The organism is Streptomyces glaucescens (assembly GCF_002154375.1).
Taxonomy (GTDB): Bacteria; Actinomycetota; Actinomycetes; order Streptomycetales; family Streptomycetaceae; genus Streptomyces; species Streptomyces glaucescens.
The window spans coordinates 1-9,294 of record NZ_MUND01000489.1; the positions used below are offsets into that span (position 1 = coordinate 1).

At 72.8% G+C, this 9,294-nt stretch carries 10 protein-coding genes and 1 pseudogene; 3 read left to right on the forward strand and 8 right to left on the reverse strand.

Features of this window, described 5'->3' with window-relative positions; all coding sequences use genetic code 11:
* Positions 1-320: pseudogene (locus CCN42_RS42765) on the forward strand (Cmx/CmrA family chloramphenicol efflux MFS transporter); the annotation flags it as partial.
* On the opposite strand, the gene CCN42_RS28995 reads toward CCN42_RS42765, so the two are convergent.
* Complete coding sequence (locus tag CCN42_RS28995) at positions 321-1,610, reverse strand: geranylgeranyl reductase family protein (RefSeq protein WP_086740043.1); 1,290 nt, start codon at positions 1,608-1,610, stop codon at positions 321-323.
* Positions 1,611-1,707: 97 nt separating this feature from the next.
* Here CCN42_RS28995 and CCN42_RS29000 point away from each other — a divergent pair, with 97 nt between their 5' ends.
* Positions 1,708-2,214: a GNAT family N-acetyltransferase gene (locus CCN42_RS29000; protein ID WP_086740055.1), complete on the forward strand. Its 507-nt coding sequence runs from the start codon at positions 1,708-1,710 to the stop codon at positions 2,212-2,214.
* 92 nt (positions 2,215-2,306) lie between these two features.
* Positions 2,307-2,651, forward strand: a complete 345-nt coding sequence (locus tag CCN42_RS29005; RefSeq protein WP_086740045.1) for a PASTA domain-containing protein — start codon at positions 2,307-2,309, stop codon at positions 2,649-2,651.
* Between the two features lie 75 nt (positions 2,652-2,726).
* Here the strand turns inward: CCN42_RS29005 and CCN42_RS29010 are convergent, their stop codons facing one another.
* The 7 genes from CCN42_RS29010 to CCN42_RS29040 all read right to left on the reverse strand — a co-directional run.
* Positions 2,727-3,422 (reverse strand): demethylmenaquinone methyltransferase, encoded by a 696-nt coding sequence (locus CCN42_RS29010; RefSeq protein WP_086740047.1) that lies wholly within the window; start codon positions 3,420-3,422, stop codon positions 2,727-2,729.
* 354 nt (positions 3,423-3,776) lie between these two features.
* Entirely contained in the window at positions 3,777-4,625 is an 849-nt protein-coding gene (locus tag CCN42_RS29015; RefSeq protein WP_086740049.1) for a dioxygenase family protein, read from the reverse strand.
* Positions 4,626-4,678: 53 nt separating this feature from the next.
* The gene (locus tag CCN42_RS29020) at positions 4,679-5,611 is read right to left on the reverse strand and encodes a helix-turn-helix domain-containing protein (RefSeq protein ID WP_086740051.1); all 933 of its coding nucleotides are present in this window, start codon (positions 5,609-5,611) and stop codon (positions 4,679-4,681) included.
* Between the two features lie 110 nt (positions 5,612-5,721).
* Positions 5,722-6,873 (reverse strand): endo-1,4-beta-xylanase, encoded by a 1,152-nt coding sequence (locus CCN42_RS29025; RefSeq protein WP_086740053.1) that lies wholly within the window; start codon positions 6,871-6,873, stop codon positions 5,722-5,724.
* Between the two features lie 198 nt (positions 6,874-7,071).
* Positions 7,072-7,671, reverse strand: a complete 600-nt coding sequence (locus CCN42_RS29030; protein WP_086167826.1) for an imidazolonepropionase-like domain-containing protein — start codon at positions 7,669-7,671, stop codon at positions 7,072-7,074.
* Between the two features lie 23 nt (positions 7,672-7,694).
* Positions 7,695-8,891, reverse strand: a complete 1,197-nt coding sequence (gene mqnC, locus CCN42_RS29035) for a cyclic dehypoxanthinyl futalosine synthase (protein ID WP_086167827.1) — start codon at positions 8,889-8,891, stop codon at positions 7,695-7,697.
* A gap of 74 nt (positions 8,892-8,965) precedes the next feature.
* Positions 8,966-9,294 (reverse strand): prepilin peptidase (locus CCN42_RS29040; protein WP_143662043.1); only part of this gene is annotated, 329 nt, incomplete at its 5' end.

The following is a 9,294-nucleotide window of genomic DNA, read 5'->3' on the forward strand; positions in this document are numbered from 1 at the left end:
CGCTCGCCCTGGCCGGGGCCGCCGCCGTGCCGCTGTTCGCGCTGGCGACGGTGCAGGGCGCGCTGTCCTTCGGGGTCGGCTCGGCGGTGGTGCACCGGGTGCTGCGGGTCGCCTCCGACGCGCCCGCGCTGGGCGGCTCGTTCGCCACCGCCGCGCTGAACGCGGGCGCCGTCGCCGGGCCCCTGCTGGCCGGGGCGGCCACCGCGGCGACCGGCGACCAGCGCACCGCCGCCTGGATCAGCGCCGCTCTCGCCGCGACCGGGCTCGTGCTGACCGCGACCGCCCGGCGCGCGGAGAGCGCAGGGCGGCCGCGGGCGTGATCAGGCCTTCGGCGCCACCTTCGTGAGCCCGTTGATGATGCGGTCCATCGCGTCGCCGCCCGTCGGGTCGGTGAGGTTGGCGAGCAGCTTCAGGGTGAACTTCATCAGCATCGGGTGGGTGAGACCGCGCTGGGCCGCGATCTTCATGACCTTCGGGTTGCCGATGAGCTTCACGAAGGCGCGGCCGAGGGTGTAGTAGCCGCCGTAGGTGTCCTTGAGGACGCGCGGGTAGCGCTGGAGGGCGACCTCCCGCTGGGCGGGCGTGGCCCGGGCGTGCGCCTGGACGATGACGTCGGCGGCGATCTGCCCGGACTCCATGGCGTAGGCGATGCCCTCGCCGTTGAACGGGTTGACGAGGCCGCCGGCGTCGCCGACCAGCAGCAGGCCCTTGGTGTAGTGCGGCTGGCGGTTGAAGGCCATCGGCAGGGCGGCGCCGCGGATCGGGCCGGTCATGTTCTCGGGGGTGTAGCCCCAGTCCTCGGGCATGGACGCGCACCACGCCTTCAGCACCTCGCGCCAGTCCAGCTCCTTGAACGAGTCGGAGGTGTTGAGGACGCCGAGGCCGACGTTGGACGTGCCGTCGCCCATGCCGAAGATCCAGCCGTAGCCGGGCAGCAGCCGGTCCTCGCCGGGGCCGCGGCGGTCCCACAGCTCCAGCCAGGACTCCAGGTAGTCGTCGTCGTGGCGCGGGGAGGTGAAGTAGGTGCGGACGGCGACGCCCATCGGGCGGTCCTCGCGGCGGTGCAGGCCCATCGCCAGGGAGAGGCGGGTGGAGTTGCCGTCGGCGGCGACGACGAGCGGCGCGTGGAAGGTGACCTCGCGCTTCTCCTCGCCCAGCTTGGCGGTGACGCCGGTGATGCGGCCGGTGCGGTCGTCGACGACCGGGCCGGAGACGTTGCAGCGCTCGTAGAGCCGCGCGCCCGCCTTCTGCGCCTGCCGGGCCAGCTGCTCGTCGAAGTCGTCGCGCTTGCGGACCAGGCCGTAGTCCGGGAAGGAGGCGAGATCCGGCCAGTCCAGCTGGAGCCGGACGCCGCCGCCGATGATGCGCAGGCCCTTGTTGCGCAGCCAGCCGGCCTCTTCGGAGATGTCGATGCCCATGGCGACGAGCTGTTTGACCGCGCGCGGGGTGAGCCCGTCGCCGCACACCTTCTCGCGCGGGAACTCGGTCTTCTCCAGCAGCAGGACGTCGAGCCCGGCCTTGGCGAGGTGGTAGGCGGTGGTGGAGCCGGCGGGCCCCGCGCCCACGACGATGACGTCGGCGGTGTTGTCGGAGAGGAGGGGCTCGGTCACGGCGGGATCTCCCCAAGTTCGAAATCTGCGTGCCGACCGGCACTGGACATGGGCAGTCTATTCAGCAGAATTGATCAACCGGCTGAAGGGCTGCTCCGTGAACAGAACGCTCCCCGTGGTACGGCTGCGTGTCCCCACCGACGAGGACGCCGTCGCCTGGCACCGGGTCTTCGACCACCCGGACGTGATGGAGTTCCACGGCGGCCGGTCCGCCGAGCTGTCCGTCTACGAGGAGCTGACGGCCCGCCAGCGCAAGCACGACGCCGAACTGGGCTTCTGTCTGTGGACGATGCTGGACGAGGACGACCGGGTCATCGGCTTCACGGGTGCCCAGCCCTGGCCGGGCGAGTGGGGTCCGGCCGGGGAGATCGAGATCGGCTGGCGGCTGGGCCGGGAGTACTGGGGCCGGGGTTATGTGACGGCGGCGGCCCGGCTGACGCTGGAGCGGGTGCGGGCGGCGGGCGTGCCCAGCGTGGTGGCGATGGTGAACGCCCGCAACACCCGCTCGATCGCGGTGACGCGGCGACTGGGGATGCGTCTCGTGGAGACCTTCACGACGCCCGAGTCGAAGCAGCAGGGGCACTGCTACCGACTGGACTTGTGACGCAGCGTAATACTCGGCTACGGAAAGCCATCTGATGCTTCCGGACGGCACCCCGGGCGGTTACCCTTCCCGTACCGCTGGGGGTGACAACTGTGCGCATACCACCCAATACGCCCGAAGTGCGCGTGCCGCGACTCGTCGGCCTCATGGCCGTGGACGCACGCGAGGCGGCCCGGGCACGGGGGGTGCTGCTCGCCGCGCCCGACCGGCCCGACTTCTCCCGCACGGTGGTCGACCACGTCGTACGGCAGTACCCGCCGCCCGGGGCCGAGATCCCGCGCGGAGCCGTCGTCACCGTCTGGTTCGACCCCGGCGAGGGCGGCGGAGGCTCGGGTGTGCGCGAGCCGCGCCTGCCCGATCCGCCGCGCGGCGGGATGCGCCGGGAGCTGCTCACTCCGGAGGAACCCCGGGTGATGAGCCCGCTCGGCCGGGGGTGACGGCCCTGCCGAGCCGTGGTGACGGCCCCCTCAGCGGGGCCGACGGTCTCGCTCGGCGGGGGCCGACGGTCTCGTTCAGCTCTCCTTGAAGCCCCGGTGCAGTGCCACCACGCCGCCGGTGAGGTTCCGCCACGCCACCCGCGACCAGCCGGCCCCCTTCAGCCGGTCGGCCAGGCCGGCCTGGTCGGGCCAGGCGCGGATGGACTCGGCGAGATAGACGTACGCCTCCGGGTTGGAGGACACCGCGCGGGCCACCGGCGGCAGCGCGCGCATCAGGTACTCGGTGTAGACGGTCCGGAAGAGCGCCCAGGTCGGGTGGGAGAACTCGCAGATCACGACCCGTCCGCCGGGCCGCGTCACCCGGTACAGCTCGCGCAGCGCGGCGTCGGTGTCCTGGATGTTGCGCAGCCCGAAGGAGATGGTGACGGCGTCGAAGACGTCGTCCTTGAACGGCAGCCGGGTGCCGTCCCCCGCGGTCAGCGGCAGCCACGGGTGCCTGCGCTTGCCGACCTGGAGCATGCCGAGGGAGAAGTCGCAGGGGACGACATAGGCGCCGGTGCGGGCGAACGGCAGGGACGACGTCGCCGTGCCGGCGGCCAGGTCCAGCACCTTCTGCGCGGGCCGGGCGTCGACGGCCTTGGCGACTTCCTTGCGCCACGCCCGGGCCTGGCCCAGGGACAGCACGTCGTTGGTGAGGTCGTACCGTTCCGCCACGTCGTCGAACATCGAGGCGACTTCGTGCGGCTGCTTGTCCAGGGATGCGCGGGTCACGTCCTCATTGTTGCAGCCGGGCCGGAGGGCAGTGGCCGCGGTGGGCGTTTCGCCGCCACGTCCTCCACCCGCCCGCACGCCGCCACGTCCTCCGCCCACCCGCACGCCGGCACGAGGCCCGCGATCGGCGCTCAGGCCACACCGAACGGGAACCACTGGCTGTCCAGCGGCAGGCGGGCCGCGAAGGCGGGCACCTCCCGGCACCGGTAGATCAGCGGTAGGCGAGGATCAGCGCGGTCTCGTGCCCCAGGTGGACCGTGACCGCGCGCGGTGCATACGAACGGGGCGTTCGGGGCGGCGTTCTCCGGCTGAGCGCGTCGTGGGAGAACGCCGCCCCGCCCCCCCCTCAGCGCCTCAGGCCGCCCGCCACAGGGCCGGTGCGGACGGCGGTTCCCAGCCGGGCTGCGCGGTGTGCGCCTGCAGGCAGAGGTAGCCGCGGCCCGCGTACGTCACCCGGTCCCCGGCCCGGTAGGCGGTGCCGACGGCCCAGGTGCCGCCCGGGGGCGGGGTGGGGCCCGGGCCCGGCTCCTGCGGGACGGCGAGGACGAAGTCGAACGCCGCCTCCTTGGCGCCGCCCGCGTCGCGCACGGTCATCAGCAGCCGCGGGTCGAAGATGGTGTCGGTGTTGTTGCGGGGCTCGTTCGGGAAGTACAGCTGTGTGGTGAGCACGGGCCGGTTGGGGGCCTGCACCTTCACATGGATGTGCCGGGTGCGGCCCGGGTAGAGGCCGGGGACGATCGTGGTGAGGGTGAACGCGCCGTCGGCGCCGGTGAACTGGTGGCCGCGCAGCCGGAACCCCGTGTTGTCGTAGGCGCCGCCCGCGTCGGCCTGCCAGAAGTCCAGCAGGGCGCCGGCGATCGGCCGGCAGGCGAGGCCGAAGACGTACCCGCTCACGGTGAGCCGGGTGCCGGGCAGGCCGGTCTCCAGCAGGCTGGTGCGCCGCGGCGAGTTCGGTTTGAAGTACGGGCCCTCGGTCTGCGGCGGGGTGGGGTCGTCACCGTCGTCGCAGGGCGGGGTGAGCGGGGGTGTCCCGGTCCCGGCGGTGAGGGTGCGGGCCAGTGCGGGGGCGCCGGCCAGGGCCGCGGGGACGGCGACCGTCGCGGCGAGCGCGGCGCGCAGCACCGTCTTGCGGCGGACGAGAGGAGGGTGCTCCTCGCGAGGCTTCCCGGCCGGGTCGGGTGTCTCGTTCGTCGTGTGGTCCATGGCTGCTCCTTGTGGGGGCTGTCGGAACGGCACCGAGCTGAACGGCACCGAACCTAGGCGGGCGCCGGGGGAGCTTCGAGGGACTGGTGTGCGCGACTGTGGTGTTTTCGGAAGCCGACGGGGCTCTGCCCGGTCTCACGGCGGAAGAAGCGGCTGAAGTAGGCGGGGTCGGTGAAGCCGGTGCGGGCGGCGACCTGGCGTACGGACAACTCGGTGTGCGCGAGGAGCCGTTGGGCCCGGCAGGTGCGGGCCTCGATCAGCAGCCGTCCCGGGCTGCGGCCGGTGGCGGACCGTACGGCGTGGGTGAGGTGGCCGGGGGTGACGCCGAGCCGTTCCGCGCACTCCCGGACCGTCCAGGTGACCGCCTCGGGGCGGGCGATCAGCCGGACGAACGCCTGGGCGACGGCGGCCCCGCGGCCCTCGGCCGGGACGCCGGGCGCGGGCGCGTCCGGGAGCCGGGCCACCCGGACGGCGAGTACGTGCAGCAGTGCCCGCAGCACGCCCTCGTACCCCGGGCCCCGCTGCTCGTACTCCCCGACCAGCTCGGTCATGAGCGCGCCGATCCGCTCGCCCTCCCCCGGCGGCGGCCGGTACCAGCCGCGCTCGGCGAGCCGGCGCAGCAGCTCGCGGTCGCCGGGGTGGTCCACGAGGAAGTCCTCGGTGAACAGCACGAGGGTGCCGTCGAGGGCGTGCCCGTCCTCCCAGTGGTGCACCTGGCCCGGCGCGATCACGGCCAGCTGCTGCGGCGCGAGCGGCCGGCGGGTGAGGTCGACGACGTGGGTGCCGGTGCCGGCGGTCACGTGGACGATCTCGTAGAAGGTGTGCCGGTGCGGCCGGTCCCAGCGGGCGTACGGCCCCAGGGAGTCGAAGTCCCCCGCCGCGAAGGGGACGGCCCCTGGGCCGGCCACTTCCAGCCGGTGCAGGGGCGGTTCGCCGGTACGGGGCGTGAGACAGGGTGTCCCCGGCGGGACGGTGGTGCCGCGCATGGAACCGGACCTCCTCATGGCGTACCCGGGATGGCGGGTACGTACGGGATGACAGGTACAGACCAATCGAGCGGCACCAGCGTCTCATGCCGGGCGGGCCCGGGGGCGGCTCAGCCCCGCCGGGCCGCCTTCAGGGTGTCCCGCAGCGCCCAGAAGGCGGGCTTGCGGACGAAGTCGCCGGTCATGACGTTCGCGAAGCCCTCGCCCTCGAAGAACACCGGCACCCACGAGTACTTGTCGGTGAAGCCCCAGATGGTGAAGGAGTCACAGCCGTCGACCGCCAGGCAGGCGGACAGCGCCCGCCGGTAGTAGTCGGCCTGTGTGCGCTCCTGCGCCGCGGTGGGCCGGCCGCCCTCCGGCACGTCCATGCGGACGTCCAGCTCGGTGACGGCCGTCTCCAGGCCGAGTGCGTCGAACCGCCGCAGATTGCTCTCCAGGTCGCCCGGGAAGCCGTACCGGGTGCTCAGGTGGGCCTGCACGGAGAAGCCGTGCACCGGCACGCCCTGCTTGAGCAGGTCCTGAACGAGGGCGTGATAGGCGTCGCTCTTCGCGTTGACGCTCTCCACGTTGTAGTCGTTGAAGAACAGCTTCGCCCCGGGATCGGCCGCGTGCGCCCAGCGGAAGGCGTCGGCGACGATGCCCGGCCCCAGTTCGCGGATCCAGATGTTGTCCTGGGTGCGCAGCCTGCCCTGCTCGTCGAAGATCTCGTTGGCGACGTCCCACTGCTGGATCCGCCCGGCGTAGCGGCCGACGACGGTGGTGATGTGCTCCCGCAGGATCGCGCGCAGTTCCTCCTTCGAGAAGTCGCCCTGCTCCAGCCACTCGGGGTTCTGGCTGTGCCACAGCAGGGTGTGGCCGCGCACGACCTGGCGGTTGCGCTCGGCGAAGTCGACGATCGCGTCGGCCGCGCCGAAGTCGTAGCGGCCCCGCTCGGGGTGGATGAAGTCCCACTTCATCTGGTTCTCGGGGGAGACGGAGCTGAACTGGCGGGCCAGGATCCGCCGGTACTCCTTGTCCGAGGTGAACGGGTCCGGGTAGGGCTGCGACAGGTGGTGGCCGCCGCCCGCCACGGCGGTGCCCACGTAGAAGCCCTCGGGGGCCGCGGAACGCAGCCGGTCGAAGGCGGCGTTGGAGTGCGGTGCGCCCCGTTGGGGGCCGGCGTGCCGGTCGCCCGACGGCTCGGCCGTGGCCGTGCCGGTGGTGAGCGGGAGCGCCAGTGCGGCGGCGGCGAGGGCCAGGCCGGCAGAGCGGATGGATCTCATGAGGGAGCCTCATTCCGTCGTCTCGAAGAGCGCGTCTTCGAAAGTTTCGAAGTCCAGTCCGAAACATTAGGGATGGGGCGGACGCTAAGGTCTCGCGGAGCGGCCCGTCAATATCCGTGCAGCGGCGGACATGCGAAAGCGCCCCGCACCCGGGGTGACCGGATGCGGGGCGCTGGACGAATGTGCCTGCGGACGTGCCTACCGGCGGCGGTGCACCAGCCGCCCCGCGACGACCGTGGCCACACAGGTGCCGGCCCCCAGCCGGACCAGGGCCGCCCGGTCGGGCACGTCGAACACGGCGAACCGCGCGGGGCCGCCCGCGACGAGCGGCGGCAGCAGGATCAGCGGGACCGGGGAGAGGGACGGCGGCCCCGGCAGCGACGGCGGGCGCTGCCCGACGGCGAGCCCGGCGCGCCGCACCGCGTCCAGCGCGGCCCGCTCCCGCAGCTCCCCCGCGATCGCGACGGTGCCGTGCGCGAGCAGCCGCTGCACACCGCGCCGCGCGCTGGCGCCCCGGCGGGCCGGATCAGCGCGGAACAGGGCCTGCGCGCGCTCCCCGCCGATCGGCTCCGTGCCCAGCCGGTCGGCCTCGCGCGGGTCCGGGTGGTACGTCCGCTCCAGCAGCTCCGGCCCGTACGGGTTGAGCAGCCCGGGCGTGAGGATGCCCGGCCAGCGCCGCACCCTGGCCTGCGGACGGGCCGCGGCCAGCTCCTCGTACGGGCCGACGGCGGCGACGTGCGCGCCGTCGACCAGGACGGCGGCCTCCGGCGAGGCCTCGGCGACGTGAAGGGTCAGCACTTCGGCCTCCCGGACCGTCCGGCTCAGTTGGAGGCGAGGATCTTCAGCTCGGGGTGAGCCGTGCCGCCCTCGATCGCGGTCGACGAGATGTGCGAGACCACCCGGTCGTCGACGGGGTCGTTCGCCGGGTCGTCGTGGACGAGCAGGTGCTCGTACGTCGTGCTGCGCTGGGCCGGGACCCGGTCGGCGCCCCGGATCATCTCGATCATCTCCATCAGGTTGGAGCGGTGCTTGGCACCGGCCGCCGAGACGACGTTCTCCTCCAGCATGATCGAGCCGAGGTCGTCGGCGCCGTAGTGCAGGGTCAGCTGGCCGGCGTCCTTGCCCGTGGTCAGCCAGGAGCCCTGGATGTGGGCGACGTTGTCGAGGAAGAGCCGGGCGATCGCGATCATCCGCAGGTACTCGAAGATGGTCGCCTGCGTGCGGCCCTTCAGGTGGTTGTTCTGCGGCTGGTAGAGGTACGGGATGAAGGCGCGGAAGCCGCCCGTGCGGTCCTGCACGTCCCGGATCATCCGCAGGTGCTCGATGCGCTCGGCGTTGGTCTCACCGGTGCCCATCAGCATCGTCGACGTGGACTCCACGCCCAGGTTGTGGGCGGTCTCCATGATCTCCAGCCAGCGCTCGCCGCTCTCCTTCAGCGGGGCGATCGCCTTGCGGGGACGCTCCGGCAGCAGCTCCGCGCCGGCGCCCGCGAAGGAGTCCAGCCCGGCGGCGTGGATGCGCTGGATCGCCTCCTCGACGCTGACCTTCGAGATCCGCGCCATGTGCTCGACCTCGCTCGCCCCCAGGCTGTGGATGACGAGCTGCGGGAACTCCTTCTTGATGGCGGAGAAGTGCTTCTCGTAGTACTCCACCCCGTAGTCCGGGTGGTGGCCGCCCTGGAACATGATCTGCGTGCCGCCCAGCTCGACCGTCTCCGCGCACCGGCGCAGGATGTCGTCCAGGTCGCGGGTCCAGCCCTTGTCGCTCTTCGGCGGGGCGTAGAAGGCGCAGAACTTGCACGCCGTGACGCACACGTTCGTGTAGTTGATGTTCCGCTCGATGATGTACGTCGCGATGTGCTCGACACCCGCGTACCGCCGACGGCGGGCCGCGTCGGCGGCGGCGCCCAGCGCGTGCAGCGGCGCGTCCCGGTAGAGGTCCAGCGCCTCCTCCGGGGTGATCCGCCCACCCTCGGCAGCACGGTCGAGCACAGACTGGAAGTCGGCCTTCTCGGTCACCGGGGCGTCCCTTTCGTCAGGGGTTGTGGACGGACTCCGGACCAGCGTACGCCAGCGATTTCACCGCCCCGACGTCAGGCCGCGCCCGCACCCGACAGCACCCCGATCAAGGTTCCCACGAGCAGGAACGGCCCGAACGCGATCGCCGTTCCGCGCCCCGCCCGCCGCAGGACGACCAGCGCACCGCCGTACAGCGCACCGAGCACGAACGCGGCGAACGTGCCCAGCAGGACCGCCGGCCAGCCGTACCAGCCGACGGCGGCGCCCATGCCGAGCGCCAGCTTCACATCGCCGAAGCCCATGCCGGAGGGGTTGATCAGGAAGAGGAGGAAGTATCCGCCACCCAGGGCGAGCGCGCCGGGAGCTGGACCACCGCCCTGCTCGGCGCGCTCGCCCTGGGTGG